General features: G+C 54.5%; 11 protein-coding genes, 6 tRNA genes and 3 rRNA genes. All 20 read right to left on the reverse strand.

Going from position 1 to position 20,391, the window contains the following annotated elements:
* Nucleotides 1–114 precede the first annotated feature (114 nt).
* Entirely contained in the window at nucleotides 115–4,314 is a 4,200-nt protein-coding gene (gene rpoC / locus MRY17_RS23210; protein WP_181283567.1) for a DNA-directed RNA polymerase subunit beta', read from the reverse strand.
* Between the two features lie 64 nt (nucleotides 4,315–4,378).
* The gene (gene rpoB / locus MRY17_RS23215; protein WP_057724824.1) at nucleotides 4,379–8,452 is read right to left on the reverse strand and encodes a DNA-directed RNA polymerase subunit beta; all 4,074 of its coding nucleotides are present in this window, start codon (nucleotides 8,450–8,452) and stop codon (nucleotides 4,379–4,381) included.
* Between the two features lie 219 nt (nucleotides 8,453–8,671).
* Nucleotides 8,672–9,037, reverse strand: coding sequence for a 50S ribosomal protein L7/L12 (rplL, locus tag MRY17_RS23220; RefSeq protein ID WP_003176432.1), 366 nt, complete (start codon nucleotides 9,035–9,037; stop codon nucleotides 8,672–8,674).
* 78 nt (nucleotides 9,038–9,115) lie between these two features.
* Nucleotides 9,116–9,616: a 50S ribosomal protein L10 gene (gene rplJ, locus MRY17_RS23225; protein ID WP_015886139.1), complete on the reverse strand. Its 501-nt coding sequence runs from the start codon at nucleotides 9,614–9,616 to the stop codon at nucleotides 9,116–9,118.
* A 199-nt stretch (nucleotides 9,617–9,815) separates the two neighbouring features.
* Entirely contained in the window at nucleotides 9,816–10,511 is a 696-nt protein-coding gene (rplA, locus tag MRY17_RS23230) for a 50S ribosomal protein L1 (RefSeq protein WP_003176434.1), read from the reverse strand.
* Complete coding sequence (rplK, locus tag MRY17_RS23235; RefSeq protein WP_003210097.1) at nucleotides 10,511–10,942, reverse strand: 50S ribosomal protein L11; 432 nt, start codon at nucleotides 10,940–10,942, stop codon at nucleotides 10,511–10,513. The genes rplA and rplK overlap by 1 nt, the downstream gene beginning before the upstream one ends.
* A 116-nt stretch (nucleotides 10,943–11,058) precedes the next feature.
* On the reverse strand, nucleotides 11,059–11,592 hold the full coding sequence (gene nusG / locus MRY17_RS23240; protein ID WP_003176436.1) for a transcription termination/antitermination protein NusG: 534 nt from the start codon (nucleotides 11,590–11,592) through the stop codon (nucleotides 11,059–11,061).
* Between the two features lie 9 nt (nucleotides 11,593–11,601).
* On the reverse strand, nucleotides 11,602–11,970 hold the full coding sequence (secE, locus tag MRY17_RS23245) for a preprotein translocase subunit SecE (protein WP_003194658.1): 369 nt from the start codon (nucleotides 11,968–11,970) through the stop codon (nucleotides 11,602–11,604).
* 45 nt (nucleotides 11,971–12,015) lie between these two features.
* Nucleotides 12,016–12,091: transfer RNA gene (locus MRY17_RS23250), tRNA-Trp, on the reverse strand.
* A gap of 163 nt (nucleotides 12,092–12,254) precedes the next feature.
* Nucleotides 12,255–12,330, reverse strand: a tRNA-Thr gene (locus MRY17_RS23255).
* Between the two features lie 26 nt (nucleotides 12,331–12,356).
* Nucleotides 12,357–12,430: transfer RNA gene (locus MRY17_RS23260), tRNA-Gly, on the reverse strand.
* A 23-nt stretch (nucleotides 12,431–12,453) separates the two neighbouring features.
* Nucleotides 12,454–12,538, reverse strand: a tRNA-Tyr gene (locus tag MRY17_RS23265).
* Nucleotides 12,539–12,680: 142 nt separating this feature from the next.
* Nucleotides 12,681–13,127, reverse strand: a complete 447-nt coding sequence (locus MRY17_RS23270) for a hypothetical protein (protein ID WP_191953585.1) — start codon at nucleotides 13,125–13,127, stop codon at nucleotides 12,681–12,683.
* Between the two features lie 7 nt (nucleotides 13,128–13,134).
* Nucleotides 13,135–13,884, reverse strand: coding sequence for a pantothenate kinase (locus MRY17_RS23275; RefSeq protein WP_243352928.1), 750 nt, complete (start codon nucleotides 13,882–13,884; stop codon nucleotides 13,135–13,137).
* Nucleotides 13,874–14,833, reverse strand: a complete 960-nt coding sequence (gene birA, locus MRY17_RS23280) for a bifunctional biotin--[acetyl-CoA-carboxylase] ligase/biotin operon repressor BirA (RefSeq protein WP_181283570.1) — start codon at nucleotides 14,831–14,833, stop codon at nucleotides 13,874–13,876. Before birA ends, MRY17_RS23275 begins: the two co-directional genes overlap by 11 nt.
* A gap of 157 nt (nucleotides 14,834–14,990) precedes the next feature.
* A 5S ribosomal RNA gene (gene rrf / locus MRY17_RS23285) occupies nucleotides 14,991–15,106 on the reverse strand.
* A gap of 157 nt (nucleotides 15,107–15,263) precedes the next feature.
* A 23S ribosomal RNA gene (locus tag MRY17_RS23290) occupies nucleotides 15,264–18,155 on the reverse strand.
* 246 nt (nucleotides 18,156–18,401) lie between these two features.
* A tRNA-Ala gene (locus MRY17_RS23295) sits at nucleotides 18,402–18,477 on the reverse strand.
* A 30-nt stretch (nucleotides 18,478–18,507) separates the two neighbouring features.
* Nucleotides 18,508–18,584, reverse strand: a tRNA-Ile gene (locus tag MRY17_RS23300).
* A 163-nt stretch (nucleotides 18,585–18,747) separates the two neighbouring features.
* Nucleotides 18,748–20,284, reverse strand: a 16S ribosomal RNA gene (locus MRY17_RS23305).
* Together the 16S, 23S and 5S rRNA genes with 2 tRNA genes alongside form the textbook arrangement of a ribosomal RNA operon.
* Nucleotides 20,285–20,391 lie beyond the last annotated feature (107 nt).

Below are 20,391 nucleotides of genomic sequence, written 5' to 3' on the forward strand. Positions count from 1 at the left end.
GATCTTGTCCCCAGTCAAGGCAAGGCCCCGACCTCCCCTCCCGTCGAATCGGTGCATATATGCCTCGATCCGACGAATGGGGGTGCCAGGGCCCAGTCTCATCTATCGCAGAACTCAGTTACCGCTTGAGTTCAACGCTTCGGTCAGTGCAGCTTCCACTTCACTGGCGCTTACGCGCAACGGCTTGTCAGCATCACGGCGGCGCTTGCGCTCGCTGTGGTAAGCCAAACCGGTACCGGCCGGGATCAAACGACCCACGACTACGTTTTCTTTCAGGCCGCGCAGGTAATCGCGCTTGCCGGTTACCGCTGCTTCGGTCAGTACACGAGTGGTCTCCTGGAAGGAGGCCGCCGAGATGAACGACTCAGTGGACAACGACGCCTTGGTGATACCCAGCAGCACGCGAGTGAACTTGGAAACGAATTTCTCGTCGTTCGCCAGGCGCTCGTTTTCCACCAGTACGTGAGTCAGTTCCATCTGGTCGCCCTTGATGAAACTGGAATCGCCGGATTCAGCGATTTCAACTTTACGCAGCATCTGACGCAGGATGGTCTCGATGTGCTTGTCGTTGATCTTCACGCCTTGCAGACGGTAAACGTCCTGGATCTCGTTAACGATGTACTTGGCCAGCGCACTCACACCCAGCAGACGCAGGATGTCGTGTGGATCGCTCGGGCCGTCGGAGATAACTTCGCCGCGGTTTACCTGTTCGCCTTCGAAGACGTTCAGGTGACGCCACTTCGGAATCAGCTCTTCGTACGGATCGCTACCGTCGTTCGGGGTAATGACCAGACGGCGTTTGCCCTTGGTCTCTTTACCGAACGCGATGGTGCCGCTGACTTCAGCCAGAATCGACGCTTCTTTCGGACGACGCGCTTCGAACAAGTCGGCAACACGCGGCAGACCACCGGTGATGTCACGGGTCTTCGAAGTTTCTTGCGGGATACGCGCGATAACATCACCGATCGCGATCTTCGCACCATCCGCTACACCGACCAGGGCGTTGGCTGGCAGGAAGTACTGAGCGATTACGTCAGTGCCTGGCAGCAACAGATCCTTGCCGTTGTCGTCGACCATCTTAACGGCAGGACGGATGTCTTTGCCGGCAGCTGGACGATCTTTGGCGTCGAGTACTTCAATGTTGGTCATACCGGTCAATTCGTCAGTCTGACGCTTGATCGTGATGCCTTCTTCCATGCCCACGTAGGTCACGGTACCTTTCATTTCGGTAACGATCGGGTGAGTGTGCGGATCCCACTTGGCCACGATTGCGCCAGCGTCGACCTTGTCACCTTCTTTAACCGAAATCACAGCACCGTACGGCAGCTTGTAACGCTCACGCTCACGACCGTAGTCATCAGCGATGGCCAGCTCACCGGAACGGGACACAGCAACCAGGTGACCATCCACTCGCTCAACGTGCTTGAGGTTGTGCAGACGGACGGTACCGCCATTCTTCACCTGAACACTGTCGGCTGCGGAGGTCCGGCTTGCCGCACCACCGATGTGGAACGTACGCATGGTCAGCTGGGTACCCGGCTCACCGATGGACTGGGCAGCGATAACGCCGACCGCTTCACCGATGTTCACCTGGTGACCACGAGCCAAGTCACGACCGTAGCACTTGGCGCAGATGCCGTAGCGGGTTTCGCAGCTGATCGGCGAGCGAACGATCACTTCGTCGATGCTGTTGAGTTCGATGAACTCGACCCACTTCTCGTCAACCAGGGTGCCGGCAGGAACGATAACTTCCTCGGTACCTGGCTTGAATACGTCACGGGCAATAACACGACCCAATACGCGCTCACCCAGCGGCTCTACAACGTCACCGCCTTCAATGTGCGGAGTCATCAGCAGGCCGTGCTCGGTGCCGCAATCGATCTCGGTAACGACCAGATCCTGCGCAACGTCTACCAAACGACGAGTCAGGTAACCGGAGTTAGCGGTTTTCAACGCGGTATCCGCCAGACCCTTACGAGCACCGTGAGTAGAGATGAAGTACTGGAGTACGCTCAAACCTTCACGGAAGTTCGCGGTAATCGGCGTTTCGATGATGGAACCGTCCGGTTTGGCCATCAGGCCACGCATACCGGCGAGCTGACGGATCTGCGCAGCAGAACCCCGCGCACCCGAGTCGGCCATCATGTACATCGAGTTGAAGGACTCCTGGTCAACTTCGTCGCCGTGACGGTCGATGACTTTCTCTTTCGAGAGGTTGGCCATCATCGCCTTGGAAACTTCGTCGTTGGCCTTGGACCAAAGGTCGATCACTTTGTTGTACTTCTCGCCCTGTGTAACCAGGCCCGAGGCGTACTGGCTTTCGATCTCTTTCACTTCATCGGTAGCAGCCGCGATGATGCGGGCTTTTTCATCCGGGATAACGAAGTCGTTAACACCGATGGAAACGCCGGAGATGGTCGAATAAGCGAAACCTGTGTACATCAACTGGTCAGCGAAGATCACGGTTTCTTTCAGACCAACCACGCGGTAGCACTGGTTGATCAGCTTGGAAATCGCTTTTTTCTTCATCGGCAGGTTGACGACGTCGTACGACAGACCTTTTGGCACAACTTGATACAACAGCGCACGGCCGACAGTAGTGTCGACAATACGAACATTGCTCACGCTGCCGCCGTCACGGTCGTTGACGGTTTCGTGGATCCGCACTTTGACCTTGGCGTGCAGTGCGGCTTCGCCGGCACGGAACACACGGTCAACTTCCTGCAGGTCAGCGAATACACGACCTTCGCCCTTGGCGTTGATCGCTTCACGGGTCATGTAGTACAGGCCCAATACAACGTCCTGCGACGGAACGATGATTGGCTCACCGTTGGCTGGCGACAGAATGTTGTTGGTCGACATCATCAACGCACGCGCTTCCAACTGGGCTTCCAGTGTCAGCGGTACGTGCACGGCCATTTGGTCGCCGTCGAAGTCGGCGTTGTACGCAGCACAGACCAGAGGGTGCAGCTGGATAGCCTTACCTTCGATCAGTACCGGTTCAAACGCCTGGATACCCAGACGGTGAAGGGTCGGAGCACGGTTGAGGAGAACCGGGTGTTCGCGGATCACTTCGGCGAGAACGTCCCAAACCTCTGGCAATTCGCGCTCGACCATTTTCTTGGCCGCTTTGATGGTGGTCGCGAGACCGCGCATTTCCAGCTTGCCGAAGATGAAGGGCTTGAACAGCTCGAGCGCCATCTTCTTGGGCAGACCGCACTGGTGCAGACGCAGGGTCGGGCCTACGGTAATTACCGAACGACCGGAGTAGTCAACACGCTTACCGAGCAAGTTCTGACGGAAACGACCCTGCTTACCCTTGATCATGTCAGCCAGGGATTTCAGAGGACGCTTGTTGGAACCAGTGATAGCGCGGCCACGACGACCGTTGTCGAGCAAGGCGTCGACCGCTTCCTGCAACATACGCTTTTCGTTGCGCACGATGATGTCCGGAGCGGACAGATCAAGCAGGCGCTTCAAGCGGTTGTTACGGTTGATCACGCGGCGGTACAGGTCGTTGAGGTCGGACGTCGCGAAACGACCACCGTCCAACGGTACCAGCGGGCGCAAGTCTGGCGGCAGAACCGGCAGCACGGTCAGCACCATCCACTCTGGCAGGTTGCCGGAACCCTGGAAGGCTTCCATCAACTTCAGACGCTTGGACAGCTTCTTGATTTTGGTTTCGGAGTTGGTTTGCGGAATTTCTTCACGCAGACGGCCAATCTCGTGTTCCAGATCAATAGCATGCAGCAGTTCGCGGACAGCTTCGGCACCCATGCGGGCATCGAAATCGTCGCCGAACTCTTCCAGCGCTTCGAAGTACTGCTCGTCGTTCAGCAACTGACCTTTTTCAAGGGTGGTCATGCCTGGATCGATAACGACATAGCTCTCAAAGTACAGAACGCGTTCGATATCACGCAGGGTCATGTCCATCAGCAGGCCGATACGGGACGGCAGCGATTTCAGGAACCAGATGTGGGCAACCGGCGAAGCCAGTTCGATGTGCGCCATGCGCTCACGACGAACCTTGGCCAGTGCAACTTCAACGCCGCACTTCTCGCAGATCACACCACGGTGCTTCAAGCGCTTGTACTTACCGCACAGGCACTCGTAATCCTTTACCGGGCCAAAGATCTTGGCGCAGAACAGGCCGTCACGCTCAGGTTTGAACGTACGGTAGTTGATGGTTTCCGGTTTTTTAACTTCACCGAACGACCACGAACGGATCATCTCAGGCGATGCCAGTCCAATACGGATGGCGTCGAACTCTTCGACTTGACCCTGGTTTTTCAGCAAATTCAGTAGGTCTTTCAAGGCCTTTCCTCCTGGCGGAGCAGAGAGCGGGCCAAACGGCCTCGCTCTCGATTCGCGTCACGTGTTATTCGGTTTCCAGATCGATATCGATGCCGAGGGAACGAATTTCTTTGATCAACACGTTGAAAGACTCGGGCATGCCCGGCTCCATACGGTGATCGCCGTCCACGATGTTTTTGTACATCTTGGTCCGGCCGTTCACATCGTCCGACTTCACTGTGAGCATTTCTTGCAGAGTGTAAGCAGCACCGTATGCTTCCAGTGCCCAGACCTCCATCTCCCCGAAACGCTGACCACCGAACTGAGCCTTACCACCCAGCGGCTGCTGGGTGACCAGGCTGTACGAACCGGTAGAACGAGCGTGCATCTTGTCGTCTACCAAGTGGTTCAGCTTCAGCATGTACATGTAGCCAACAGTAACCGGGCGCTCGAACTTGTTGCCGGTACGGCCGTCGAACAGCTGCATCTGGCCGCTTTCCGGCAGGTCTGCCAGTTTCAGCATGGCCTTGATTTCGCTTTCCTTGGCACCGTCGAACACCGGGGTAGCCATTGGAACGCCGCCGCGCAGGTTCTTCGCCAGATCCAGGATTTCCTGGTCGGTGAAGGTGTCCAGCTCTTCGTTGCGACCGCCGATCTCGTTGTAGATCTCATGCAGGAACTTACGCAGGTCAGCGACCTTGCGTTGCTCTTCGATCATACGGTTGATCTTCTCGCCCAGACCTTTGGCCGCGAGGCCCAGGTGGGTTTCGAGGATCTGACCAACGTTCATACGCGAAGGTACGCCCAACGGGTTGAGGACGACGTCGACCGGGGTGCCATTGGCATCGTGCGGCATGTCTTCAACCGGCATGATCACAGAGACCACACCTTTGTTACCGTGACGACCGGCCATCTTGTCGCCCGGCTGGATGCGGCGACGGATTGCCAGGTAAACCTTGACGATTTTCAGCACGCCTGGAGCCAGGTCATCGCCCTGCTGCAGTTTGCGCTTCTTGTCTTCGAACTTGTCGTCCAGCAGACGGCGGCGATCAACGATATAGGCCTGAGCCTTCTCGAGCTGCTCGTTCAGAGCATCTTCAGCCATACGCAGTTTAAACCACTGGCCGTGCTCAAGACCGTCGAGGATTTCGTCGGTGATGTCCTGACCTTTCTTCAGACCTGCGCCGCCTTCAGCCTTGTGGCCTACCAGGGCGGAGCGCAGACGTTCGAAGGTCGCGCCTTCAACGATACGGAACTCTTCGTTCAAATCCTTGCGGATCTCGTCGAGCTGGGTCTTCTCGATGGACAGTGCACGAGCATCACGCTCAACGCCGTCGCGGGTGAAGACCTGTACGTCGATGACAGTACCCTTGGTACCGGTAGGTACACGCAAGGAGGTGTCTTTAACGTCGCTGGCTTTTTCACCGAAGATGGCACGCAGCAGTTTTTCTTCCGGAGTCAGCTGAGTCTCGCCTTTCGGAGTGACCTTACCGACCAGGATGTCGCCTGCGCCAACTTCAGCACCTACGTAAACGATACCGGCTTCGTCCAGCTTGTTCAGTGCAGCTTCACCCACGTTAGGGATGTCTGCAGTGATTTCCTCTGGCCCAAGCTTGGTGTCACGTGCCACACAGGTCAGTTCCTGGATGTGGATCGTGGTAAAGCGATCTTCTTGAACAACTCGCTCCGACAGGCAGATGGAGTCTTCGAAGTTGTAACCGTTCCAGGCCATGAACGCGATACGCATGTTCTGACCCAGTGCCAGCTCACCCATGTCGGTGGACGGGCCGTCGGCCATGATGTCGCTACGCTGAACGCGGTCACCCTTACGCACCAGTGGACGCTGGTTGATGCAGGTGTTCTGGTTCGAACGGGTGTATTTGGTCAGGTTGTAGATGTCGACGCCGGCTTCACCGGTTTCAACTTCGTCATCGGCAACACGCACCACGATACGGCTGGCATCAACGGAGTCGATCACGCCGCCACGACGAGCCACGACGCAAACGCCGGAGTCACGGGCTACGTTACGCTCCATGCCGGTACCTACCAGCGGCTTGTCAGCGCGCAGGGTTGGTACAGCTTGACGCTGCATGTTGGAACCCATCAACGCACGGTTGGCGTCATCGTGCTCCAGGAACGGGATCAGCGACGCTGCAACCGAAACAACCTGCTTCGGCGAAACGTCCATCAAAGTCACGTCTTCCGGTGCCTTGACGGTGAACTCGTTCAAGTGACGAACAGCTACCAACTCGTCGATCAGGACTTTCTTGTCGTTCATCGTGGCCGAAGCCTGAGCGATCACGTGATCGGCTTCTTCGATGGCGGACAGGAATACGATCTCGTCGGTAACCAGACCTTCCTTCACCACACGATACGGGCTCTCGAGGAAACCGTACTGGTTGGTACGCGCATAAGCGGCCAGGGAGTTGATCAGACCGATGTTCGGACCTTCCGGCGTTTCGATCGGGCAAACACGACCGTAGTGCGTCGGGTGTACGTCACGAACCTCAAAGCCTGCACGCTCACGGGTCAGACCGCCTGGGCCCAGTGCGGAAACACGGCGCTTGTGGGTGATCTCGGAGAGCGGGTTGTTCTGGTCCATGAACTGCGAGAGCTGGCTGGAACCGAAGAACTCTTTCACCGCGGCAGCCACTGGCTTGGCGTTGATCAGGTCTTGCGGCATCAGGCCTTCGCTTTCAGCCATCGACAGACGCTCTTTGACCGCACGCTCAACACGTACCAGGCCAACGCGGAACTGGTTCTCGGCCATTTCGCCTACGCAGCGAACACGACGGTTACCCAGGTGGTCGATGTCATCGACGATGCCTTTACCGTTACGGATGTCGACCAGGGTCTTCAGTACCGCGACGATGTCTTCCTTGCACAGCACGCCCGAACCTTCGATCTCGGTACGACCGATACGACGGTTGAACTTCATCCGGCCGACCGCAGACAGGTCATAGCGCTCAGGGCTGAAAAACAGGTTGTTGAACAGGGTTTCGGCAGCGTCTTTGGTTGGTGGCTCACCAGGACGCATCATGCGATAGATCTCGACCAGCGCTTCCAATTGGTTGCTGGTGGAGTCGATCTTCAGGGTGTCGGAGATGAACGGGCCGCAGTCGATGTCGTTGGTGTACAGAGTCTCGATGCGAACGACTTGAGCCTTGGCAATTTTGGCCAGGATCTCGGTGTTCAGCTCGGTGTTGCACTCAGCCAGGATTTCGCCTGTCGCCGGGTGAACGATGACCTTGGCGGTAGTGCGGCCCAGGACGTAGTCCAGTGGCACTTCCAGCTCTTTGAGACCGGCTTTTTCGATCTGGTTGATGTGGCGCGCGGTGATACGGCGGCCAGCTTCAACAATGACCTTGCCCTTTTCATCCTGGATGTCCAGGACGGCAATTTCACCACGCAGACGCGAAGCGATCAGCTCCAGCTTGAGGGTTTCATCCTTCAGGCTGAATACGTTGGTGGTGTAGAAGGCATCCAGCACTTGCTCAGTGGTATAGCCGAGCGCGCGCAGCAGTACCGAGGCCGGCAGCTTGCGACGACGGTCGATACGCACGAACACGCAGTCTTTCGGGTCGAACTCAAAGTCCAACCACGAACCGCGGTACGGAATGATCCGCGCGGAGTAAAGGAGCTTACCGGAGCTGTGCGTCTTGCCGCGGTCGTGGTCGAAGAACACGCCCGGGGAACGGTGCAGCTGGGAAACGATTACGCGCTCGGTACCGTTGATAACGAAGGTACCGTTTTCAGTCATCAGTGGGATTTCGCCCATGTAGACTTCTTGCTCTTTGATGTCCTTGATCGCTTTGTTCGACGATTCTTTGTCGAAAATGATCAGGCGGACTTTTACCCGCAAAGGTACGGCGTACGTAACACCGCGCAACACGCATTCTTTGACATCAAATGCCGGTTCGCCCAGGCGATAACCGACGTACTCCAGCGCAGCATTGCCGGAGTAGCTGATGATCGGGAAAACGGATTTGAAGGCCGCATGCAGGCCCACGTCGCGGAACTGATCTTTGGTCGCTCCCGCCTGCAAGAATTCACGATACGAATCCAGCTGGATAGCCAGAAGGTACGGGACATCCATGACGTCCGGCAACTTGCTAAAGTCCTTGCGGATACGTTTTTTCTCAGTATATGAGTAAGCCATCAGCGTTCCCCAGCTTGGTCACCTGCTTGTTTGGCCCTCCCGACGGGAGCAGCCAGAAAATCTTGCAAACCCCATGGTTTGCACCACCGCATCGGGTGGCTACAGCGCGTTAATGGCGGCGACCGAGTCGACAGCCAAGAACGGAAAAAGGCCGGTGGCAAGAGCCACCAGCCATCAGCCTTCAGCTTAAAGCTTGGGCTGGAGACGCAAGGTCGATGCTTACTTCAGCTCGACTTTAGCGCCTGCTTCTTCCAGAGTAGCTTTGGCTTTGTCAGCGGCGTCTTTGGACACAGCTTCCAGAACCTGGGCAGGAGCGCCGTCAACTACAGCCTTGGCTTCTTTCAGGCCCAGACCGGTCAGTTCACGTACTGCCTTGATCACGTTTACTTTCTTCTCGCCAGCTTCCAGCAGCATGACGTTGAATTCGGTTTGCTCTTCAGCAGCGACAGCAGCAACAGCTGGGCCCGCGGAAGCAGCGGCAGCGGAAACGCCGAATTTTTCTTCGAAAGCTTTGATCAGCTCAACAACCTGCAGAACCGACATTTCAGCTACGGCGTTGAGGATATCGTCTTGGGAGATAGACATTGCTGTATTTCCTGAATTGGGGGACGGCCTACGCGGCCATCGAAATAAACAAAAATACGCGAGAGAATCTGTTCAGCCTTAGGCTGCGGCAGCTTCTTTTTGCTCGCGAACTGCAGCCAGAGTACGAGCCAGCTTGCTGGTAGCGCCTTGAATCACGCTCATCAGCTGCGAAATAGCTTCGTTACGGGTCGGCAGTGTTGCCAGTACGTCGATTTGGTTAGCTGCGAGGAACTTGCCCTCGAACGCAGCTGCCTTGATCTCGAACTTGTCCTGACCCTTGGCGAATTCCTTGAACAAACGGGCAGCAGCGCCTGGATGATCGGTGGAGAACGCAATCAGGGTCGGGCCGGTGAACACGTCGTTGAGGACACTGTATTCAGTGTCAGCAACAGCGCGCTTGAGCAGGGTGTTACGTACAACACGTACGTATACGCCAGCTTCACGAGCCTCTTTACGGAGTCCGGTCATAGCGCTTACTGTCACACCACGGGCATCAGCCACGACAGCGGACAGAGCAGCTTTGGCAGCCTCGTTGACTTCAGCGACGATGGCCTTCTTGTCTTCGAGATTAATTGCCACGGGTTTAACTCCTGCTTGTTACCGTTTCATCTGGCCTAGGCCTGATGTCGTTTTGGTGTCTGATTCGGTAAGGAACCGGGAGCACCATCTGCGTAGGCTTGTTGGTTTAAGACTTGCGTCGCCTACGGTCTTGGATAGCCCCCGCCAGGCAGGGACCCCAATCTTTCAATTGGCGCAATCGCTCGCGCCAACCTGTGTCTTATACGTCCAGCGAGCCTTGGTCGATGACCAGACCTGGGCCCATAGTGGTGCTCAGGGTAACGCGCTTGACGTAGATGCCTTTCGAGGAAGCAGGCTTGATACGCTTGAGATCAGCGATCAGGGCTTCAACGTTTTCCTTCAGCTTGACGGCATCAAAGCCGACTTTGCCAACGGAGGTGTGAATGATGCCGTTTTTGTCGGTGCGATAACGAACCTGACCAGCCTTGGCGTTTTTAACCGCGGTGGCTACGTCTGGCGTTACGGTGCCGACTTTAGGGTTAGGCATCAGGCCGCGTGGACCCAGGATCTGACCCAACTGACCTACAACGCGCATTGCATCCGGGGAGGCGATAACAACGTCATAGTTCAGGTCGCCGCCTTTCATTTCGGCAGCCAGGTCGTCCATACCAACGCGATCGGCGCCGGCGGCCAGAGCAGCTTCAGCGGCCGGGCCTTGGGTGAAGACAGCAACACGTACAGTCTTGCCAGTACCGTGTGGCAGCACAGTAGCGCTACGAACGACCTGGTCGGATTTACGTGGGTCAACACCCAGGTTCACAGCAACGTCAACGGACTCGCTGAACTTGACAGTCGACAGCTCGGTCAGCAGGGCAGCAGCGTCTACGAAGTTGTAGGACTTGCCCGCTTCGATTTTGCCGGCGATAGCCTTTTGGCGCTTGGTCAGCTTAGCCATTACACACCCTCCACGTTAAGGCCCATGCTACGAGCAGAACCGGCGATGGTACGCACGGCTGCATCCATATCAGCTGCAGTCAGATCCGCGTTTTTGGTTTTCGCGATTTCTTCCAGCTGAGCACGGGTTACGGTGCCAACCTTAACGGTGTTAGGACGAGCGGAACCGCTGGTCAGACCAGCAGCTTTCTTAAGAAGAACCGAAGCCGGAGTCGACTTGGTTTCGAAAGTGAAGCTACGGTCGCTGTATACAGTGATGATCACTGGAGTCGGCAGACCTGGCTCAATACCCTGGGTACGGGCGTTGAAGGCTTTGCAGAACTCCATGATGTTCACGCCGTGCTGACCCAGAGCTGGACCGACGGGTGGGCTAGGGTTGGCCTGAGCGGCCTTCACTTGCAGCTTGATGTAAGCGGTAATCTTCTTGGCCATGAGGCACTCCAATTACGGGTTCAAGCGCCTCGAAAGGCTCCCCGGTTACTTGCGCGTTTATCCCAGTGACGACAAAACCCCACAGCCTAGGCTGTGGGGTTGGGATGCTTGCTCAGCTAGACCTTCTCGACCTGGCTGAACTCCAACTCTACCGGAGTAGAGCGACCGAAAATGAGCACCGCCACTTGGATCCGGCTCTTTTCGTAGTTAACTTCTTCGACAGTGCCGTTGAAATCAGCAAACGGACCATCTGTGACACGAACCACCTCGCCCGGCTCGAACAAAGTCTTCGGCTTAGGCTTGTCGCTACCGTCAGCAACACGACGCAGAATCGCTTCTGCCTCTTTATCGGTGATCGGCGCAGGCTTATCGGCAGTACCGCCAATGAAACCCATGACGCGAGGAGTGTCCTTGACCAAGTGCCAAGTACCTTCGTTCATGTCCATCTGTACCAGCACGTAGCCAGGGAAGAACTTGCGTTCACTCTTGCGCTTCTGGCCATTCCGCATTTCAACCACTTCTTCAGTGGGAACCAGAATTTCGCCGAAGCCATCTTCCATGCCTGCCAGCTTTACGCGCTCCAGCAAAGAGCGCATAACATGCTTCTCGTAACCCGAGTAAGCATGCACAACGTACCAACGCTTAGCCACGGGACACCCTTAGCCAACAATCAAGGAAACAAGCCAGCCGAGCAGGGAATCAAGTCCCCACAACAGCAACGCCATAACCAGAACAACAGCCACGACAATCAACGTGGTCTGCGTGGTTTCTTGGCGAGTCGGCCAAACGACTTTACGAATTTCAGTGCGAGCTTCCTTTACCAGGACCGCGAAAGACTTGCCTTTGGCAGTCTGCAGGCCTACAAAGGCAGCTACAGCAGCAAGGGCCAGCAAAGCGAGAACGCGGTACAGGATCGGCGAAGCAGAATAGTACTGATTGCCGACAACGCCTACGACCACCAATGCGACTACGGCGAGCCACTTGACCAGATCGAAACGAGAGCTTTGAGCTTCAGCCTTAGGAGTCATCTATGAAGATCCTGTGAAAAGAAAGCCAGACACACCAAGTGAATCTGGCAGGTCAGGAGGGAATCGAACCCCCAACCTACGGTTTTGGAGACCGTCGCTCTGCCAATTGAGCTACTGACCTAAAACAAAATCAGGCCGACCATTATGCAGGCCTGAAAAAGACTTTACAACAACCAACCCCAACAGACTTGAAATCAACTGACATCCAACGCCAGAAACAACACGATACAAGCCGAGGCAGCTGTTAAAACAAAGGCAGATATTTTCATATCTGCCTTGTTATATGGAGCTCTTGAGCGGATTTGAACCGCTGACCTCACCCTTACCAAGGGTGTGCTCTACCAACTGAGCTACAAGAGCAAAACACCTTGCACAACCTGCAAACTTGGAGCGGGTAGCGGGAATCGAACCCGCATCATCAGCTTGGAAGGCTGAGGTTCTACCACTAAACTATACCCGCGGAGCTTGCAGCTCACGCTAAAATGGTGGAGGGGGAAGGATTCGAACCTTCGAAGTCGTAGACGTCAGATTTACAGTCTGATCCCTTTGGCCGCTCGGGAACCCCTCCTAAGCGAGCCGGCATTTTACATCACGCCGGCCTTCTGTCAAGCATTTTCTCATTTAAATTATGAGGTTAGCTGCGTTGACGTCGCTTCTCATCAAATCCCTATAAAGGTCTTCACTGCGAAGCGGGCGCCATTCTATGCAAACTATCCGAGAGTTGCAATGCCTTCACACAGCATTATTTTATGTTTTAACTCATTGAATTCCTTAGCAAGGTTTTCAAAGGGCAGATCGTCCGCCAGGCGCCTGCTTTCAGGAGCCACTCGAAGCCAGTAACCGGTCGCCTCAGGCATGTTCAGCAATTGAACCTTGACCTTTATATCCAGACTGGTGAGGCGCTGCTCGACAGATTGCGCCTGACGCTGATCGGTAAACCCTCCAATGTACAAGCAGGTGTTTTGCGCATCGGATGCCTTTACGCGATCCTTTCTAGCCACCGCCTCAGAGGACTCGCTCAGCAGCCGTATATCCTGCTGGGAGCCGCGATACAGACTTAGAGGAGTGACATCCTTAGCGCGCAACGGCGCTTCTTGCTGATGCCATATGTAATAGAAGACGTTGAGAATCAGTAGAAGCAGGAACAGCCAACGCATAAGCACCTCAGGGCAAAGGACACGCCATTGCCAGGCCAATGAATACCAAGTCCGGCACAAGACGTGCCTGCGGCACAGTGTCAGAGACCAGCTCAGCATCTCCGCCAGTCAGGAATACCGTAAAGTCATCCCCCCAATAACTCCTGGCCAGCTCGATCTGGGTGAGTACGAACCCTCTCAGCATCAGTGTGCAGCCACGCTCCACCGCCTCAGCAGTTGTGCGCCCTGGTAAAAGACGCTCTAGAGCGCGCTCAGCAGAAGCATCGTCGTAGCGTATCTTACGCGTATGGGTGCGCAGCTGGTTGCGCATAAGGGGTAGACCAGGGCAAATGAATCCCCCCAAATGTTCGCCATCGACATCAATGAAGTCTGCAGTTGCCGCCGTACCAAAATCCAATACCAGGCAAGGGCCGGACGCTAGCTTGTACCCTCCAAGGATCGCCAGCCAACGGTCCAGACCAAGCCGCTCGAACTCGTCATAGCCATTGCGAACACCGGCCATTTCCACAGCTGACATTGCACACGAGACAGTAATGCCAAAAGCCTCGATCAATGTCTCAACCAGCTTGTTTGTTTCCTCCAGAGCGCGAACACTCACCAGCCGGCAACGTGTCAGCGACATGCCGGGTACTGCGCTCAAGCTCTCGATCAACGCGACATTCGAACCGACAATACCTTCAGCAAAGGCACCCACCCTGTCGGCATTCAGCACGCGCCATTTGATAAAGCTATTCCCACAGTCAAGCTCAAGAATCATCGCGCAACCTCAGGCTTAACTCACCGCCGCTGTATGTTTTTTCGACACCATCAACGCTCAAGCGCAACGCACCTTGACGATCAACACCGAGCACCACTCCATCAACACAATTCACACCCGCGATAAGTGATACCTCCCGCCCTTGCCACGCATGATTTTGCTCCCACTCCTCTTGGAGGGCCACAAATCCCGACTCCCTGTGTCGATCAAGATAGCGCTGGAGCTGCAAGCTGACTTGGGCCACGAGAGCATTACGATCAGCAGCAAATCCCGTCTCAAGCTGCACTGATGTCCATTGCTGATCAACCTCGGCAGCTCTCTGCATATTCACGTTGATCCCGATGCCGAGCACCACGTGACAGATATCTGCTGGATCCCCCACCAACTCCAACAATATTCCGGCAATTTTCTTGCGCCCGACCAATACATCGTTGGGCCATTTCAAGACGGCATCCTGAATGCCAGACGTTCGCAAAGCCTGAAGGACCGCCAAGCCAACAACAAGACTCAGCCCTTCCAGTTGCCGGAGGCCATCATCGATACGCAATACAAGGCTGTAATAGATGTTTTGGGCGAATGGACTGACCCACTTTCGGCCGCGCCTGCCCCGACCGGCCATTTGCTGTTCAGCCAATACCAGGAAAGGGGCAGCCCGCGCGACATCAACCATGCGCAAAGCCTCTGCGTTGGTGGAATCAATCGAGTCGTAGATATGGATAGGCCACGACAACGATGGTGCACTTCGGGAAATCCCTTCAGCATTTAGAAATACCAGTGGCGATGCTAACTGGTACCCCTTACCACGCACCTTATGAATAGGTAGATTCAATTCGACCTCAAGAAGCTGAAGCTGCTTCCACACGGCACTGCGGCTAACGCCCAGGGCAGCACCCAGCGCCTCTCCGGAATGGAATCGGCCGTCTTTCAGAAGTTCTAACAGCGTAAGCATGCAGGTATCGCCTCACAGTGAGGCACGCATGATAGCCATGCGAAGAGGCATTGCATAGAAAGGCTGCACGCCCTAAAACGCAATGAACGCCTTGATACTTTTCGAGCGCCCAAAACAAAACCCCATCTGCTTTCGCAAATGGGGTTCTGGAATTTAATCTTGACGATGACCTACTCTCACATGGGGAAACCCCACACTACCATCGGCGATGCATCGTTTCACTGCTGAGTTCGGGATGGGATCAGGTGGTTCCAATGCTCTATGGTCGTCAAGAAATTCGGGTACTGAGTCGTGACCTGTTGGCCTCGCTTCAGCAAATTGGGTATGTGACAGCTGTCGGTGTTTTGTGAACGTCGAACTTTCGGTTCATCTCGTCTTCACACACCGCAATCTGATGCTCGTTAGAGTAATCAAATTGCTTGGGTGTTATATGGTCAAGCCTCACGGGCAATTAGTATTGGTTAGCTCAACGCCTCACAGCGCTTACACACCCAACCTATCAACGTCGTAGTCTTCGACGGCCCTTCAGGGAACTCAAGGTTCCAGTGAGATCTCATCTTGAGGCTAGTTTCCCGCTTAGATGCTTTCAGCGGTTATCTATTCCGAACATAGCTACCCGGCAATGCCACTGGCGTGACAACCGGAACACCAGAGGTTCGTCCACTCCGGTCCTCTCGTACTAGGAGCAGCCCCTCTCAAATCTCAAACGTCCACGGCAGATAGGGACCGAACTGTCTCACGACGTTCTAAACCCAGCTCGCGTACCACTTTAAATGGCGAACAGCCATACCCTTGGGACCGGCTTCAGCCCCAGGATGTGATGAGCCGACATCGAGGTGCCAAACACCGCCGTCGATATGAACTCTTGGGCGGTATCAGCCTGTTATCCCCGGAGTACCTTTTATCCGTTGAGCGATGGCCCTTCCATACAGAACCACCGGATCACTAAGACCTACTTTCGTACCTGCTCGACGTGTCTGTCTCGCAGTCAAGCGCGCTTTTGCCTTTATACTCTACGACCGATTTCCGACCGGTCTGAGCGCACCTTCGTACTCCTCCGTTACTCTTTAGGAGGAGACCGCCCCAGTCAAACTACCCACCATACACTGTCCTCGATCCGGATAACGGACCTGAGTTAGAACCTCAAAGTTGCCAGGGTGGTATTTCAAGGTTGGCTCCACGCAGACTGGCGTCCACGCTTCAAAGCCTCCCACCTATCCTACACAAGCAAATTCAAAGTCCAGTGCAAAGCTATAGTAAAGGTTCACGGGGTCTTTCCGTCTAGCCGCGGATACACTGCATCTTCACAGCGATTTCAATTTCACTGAGTCTCGGGTGGAGACAGCGCCGCCATCGTTACGCCATTCGTGCAGGTCGGAACTTACCCGACAAGGAATTTCGCTACCTTAGGACCGTTATAGTTACGGCCGCCGTTTACCGGGGCTTCGATCAAGAGCTTCGCGTTAGCTAACCCCATCAATTAACCTTCCGGCACCGGGCAGGCGTCACACCCTATACGTCCACTTTCGTGTTTGCAGAGTGCTGTGTTTTTAATAAACAGTCGCAGCGGCCTGGTATCTTCGACCGGCATGAGCTTACGGAGCAAGTCCTTCACCCTCACCGGCGCACCTTCTCCCGAAGTTACGGTGCCATTTTGCCTAGTTCCTTCACCCGAGTTCTCTCAAGCGCCTTGGTATTCTCTACCCAACCACCTGTGTCGGTTTGGGGTACGGTTCCTGGTTACCTGAAGCTTAGAAGCTTTTCTTGGAAGCATGGCATCAACCACTTCGTCGTCTAAAAGACGACTCGTCATCAGCTCTCGGCCTTAAGATCCCGGATTTACCTAAGATCTCAGCCTACCACCTTAAACTTGGACAACCAACGCCAAGCTGGCCTAGCCTTCTCCGTCCCTCCATCGCAATAACCAGAAGTACAGGAATATTAACCTGTTTTCCATCGACTACGCTTTTCAGCCTCGCCTTAGGGACCGACTAACCCTGCGTCGATTAACGTTGCGCAGGAAACCTTGGTCTTTCGGCGTGGGTGTTTTTCACACCCATTGTCGTTACTCATGTCAGCATTCGCACTTCTGATACCTCCAGCAAGCTTCTCAACTCACCTTCACAGGCTTACAGAACGCTCCTCTACCGCATCACTTGCGTGATACCCGTAGCTTCGGTGTATGGTTTGAGCCCCGTTACATCTTCCGCGCAGGCCGACTCGACTAGTGAGCTATTACGCTTTCTTTAAAGGGTGGCTGCTTCTAAGCCAACCTCCTAGCTGTCTAAGCCTTCCCACATCGTTTCCCACTTAACCATAACTTTGGGACCTTAGCTGACGGTCTGGGTTGTTTCCCTTTTCACGACGGACGTTAGCACCCGCCGTGTGTCTCCCATGCTCGGCACTTGTAGGTATTCGGAGTTTGCATCGGTTTGGTAAGTCGGGATGACCCCCTAGCCGAAACAGTGCTCTACCCCCTACAGTGATACATGAGGCGCTACCTAAATAGCTTTCGAGGAGAACCAGCTATCTCCGAGCTTGATTAGCCTTTCACTCCGATCCACAGGTCATCCGCTAACTTTTCAACGGTAGTCGGTTCGGTCCTCCAGTTAGTGTTACCCAACCTTCAACCTGCCCATGGATAGATCGCCCGGTTTCGGGTCTATTCCCAGCGACTAGACGCCCTATTAAGACTCGCTTTCGCTACGCCTCCCCTATTCGGTTAAGCTCGCCACTGAAAATAAGTCGCTGACCCATTATACAAAAGGTACGCAGTCACCCAACAAAGTGGGCTCCCACTGCTTGTACGCATACGGTTTCAGGATCTATTTCACTCCCCTCTCCGGGGTTCTTTTCGCCTTTCCCTCACGGTACTAGTTCACTATCGGTCAGTCAGTAGTATTTAGCCTTGGAGGATGGTCCCCCCATATTCAGACAAAGTTTCTCGTGCTCCGTCCTACTCGATTTCATGACTAAGAGATTTTCGCGTACAGGGCTATCACCCACTATGGCCGCACTTTCCAGAGCGTTCCGCTAATCTCAAAGCCACTTAAGGGCTAGTCCCCGTTCGCTCGCCACTACTAAGGGAATCTCGGTTGATTTCTTTTCCTCAGGGTACTTAGATGTTTCAGTTCCCCTGGTTCGCTCCATACACCTATGTATTCAGTGTAAGGTAACCATCTTATGATGGCTGGGTTCCCCCATTCAGACATCTCCGGATCAAAGTCTGTTTGCCGACTCCCCGAAGCTTTTCGCAGGCTACCACGTCTTTCATCGCCTCTGACTGCCAAGGCATCCACCGTATGCGCTTCTTCACTTGACCATATAACCCCAAGCAATCTGGTTATACTGTGAAGACAACATTCGCCGAAAATTCGAATTTCTCGTTAAGAGAACTCACAAATTTTACCTTAGCCTGAGCCGTTACCAGTGAAAGTAACGTTCAGTCTATCTTTCTATCACATACCCAAATTTTTAAAGAACGAACTAGTCAAAGACTAGAAATCAACATTCACCATCACAACGATGGAATGCTCATTTCTAAGCTTTATACAAACAGAAGCAGTAGTGGTGGAGCCAAACGGGATCGAACCGTTGACCTCCTGCGTGCAAGGCAGGCGCTCTCCCAGCTGAGCTATGGCCCCGTATTTCTACAGGCGTTTCCCACACAAAATTGGTGGGTCTGGGCAGATTCGAACTGCCGACCTCACCCTTATCAGGGGTGCGCTCTAACCAACTGAGCTACAGACCCAATTTCGAGCTGCTAAGGCCGACCTCACCCTGCTCTTTACCACAGAGCATGGGGTGCGCTCTAACCAACTAAGCTACAACCCTATTTAGGCTGCTTCTTATCGTCTTCTTCAATGAATCAAGCAATTCGTGTGGGAACTTATGGAGCAGCTGATGTCGTCGATTAAGGAGGTGATCCAGCCGCAGGTTCCCCTACGGCTACCTTGTTACGACTTCACCCCAGTCATGAATCACACCGTGGTAACCGTCCTCCCGAAGGTTAGACTAGCTACTTCTGGTGCAACCCACTCCCATGGTGTGACGGGCGGTGTGTACAAGGCCCGGGAACGTATTCACCGCGACATTCTGATTCGCGATTACTAGCGATTCCGACTTCACGCAGTCGAGTTGCAGACTGCGATCCGGACTACGATCGGTTTTGTGGGATTAGCTCCACCTCGCGGCTTGGCAACCCTCTGTACCGACCATTGTAGCACGTGTGTAGCCCAGGCCGTAAGGGCCATGATGACTTGACGTCATCCCCACCTTCCTCCGGTTTGTCACCGGCAGTCTCCTTAGAGTGCCCACCTTAACGTGCTGGTAACTAAGGACAAGGGTTGCGCTCGTTACGGGACTTAACCCAACATCTCACGACACGAGCTGACGACAGCCATGCAGCACCTGTCTCAATGTTCCCGAAGGCACCCATCCATCTCTGGAAAGTTCATTGGATGTCAAGGCCTGGTAAGGTTCTTCGCGTTGCTTCGAATTAAACCACATGCTCCACCGCTTGTGCGGGCCCCCGTCAATTCATTTGAGTTTTAACCTTGCGGCCGTACTCCCCAGGCGGTCAACTTAATGCGTTAGCTGCGCCACTAAGAGCTCAAGGCTCCCAACGGCTAGTTGACATCGTTTACGGCGTGGACTACCAGGGTATCTAATCCTGTTTGCTCCCCACGCTTTCGCACCTCAGTGTCAGTGTTGGTCCAGGTGGTCGCCTTCGCCACTGGTGTTCCTTCCTATATCTACGCATTTCACCGCTACACAGGAAATTCCACCACCCTCTACCACACTCTAGTCAGTCAGTTTTGAATGCAGTTCCCAGGTTGAGCCCGGGGATTTCACATCCAACTTAACAAACCACCTACGCGCGCTTTACGCCCAGTAATTCCGATTAACGCTTGCACCCTCTGTATTACCGCGGCTGCTGGCACAGAGTTAGCCGGTGCTTATTCTGTCGGTAACGTCAAAACAATCACGTATTAGGTAACTGCCCTTCCTCCCAACTTAAAGTGCTTTACAATCCGAAGACCTTCTTCACACACGCGGCATGGCTGGATCAGGCTTTCGCCCATTGTCCAATATTCCCCACTGCTGCCTCCCGTAGGAGTCTGGACCGTGTCTCAGTTCCAGTGTGACTGATCATCCTCTCAGACCAGTTACGGATCGTCGCCTTGGTGAGCCATTACCTCACCAACTAGCTAATCCGACCTAGGCTCATCTGATAGCGCAAGGCCCGAAGGTCCCCTGCTTTCTCCCGTAGGACGTATGCGGTATTAGCGTCCGTTTCCGAACGTTATCCCCCACTACCAGGCAGATTCCTAGGCTTTACTCACCCGTCCGCCGCTCTCAAGAGAAGCAAGCTTCTCTCTACCGCTCGACTTGCATGTGTTAGGCCTGCCGCCAGCGTTCAATCTGAGCCATGATCAAACTCTTCAGTTCAAACATCTTTGGGTTTTTAAGAAACCCTAAACTTGGCTCAGCAATCGTTGGTTATTCTTTGATTTCTCGCGGAGTAACTTGTGATGCTGATAATCTTGTTGACTATC

Source organism: Pseudomonas orientalis (assembly GCF_022807995.1).
Lineage (GTDB): Bacteria > Pseudomonadota > Gammaproteobacteria > Pseudomonadales > Pseudomonadaceae > Aquipseudomonas > Aquipseudomonas orientalis_B.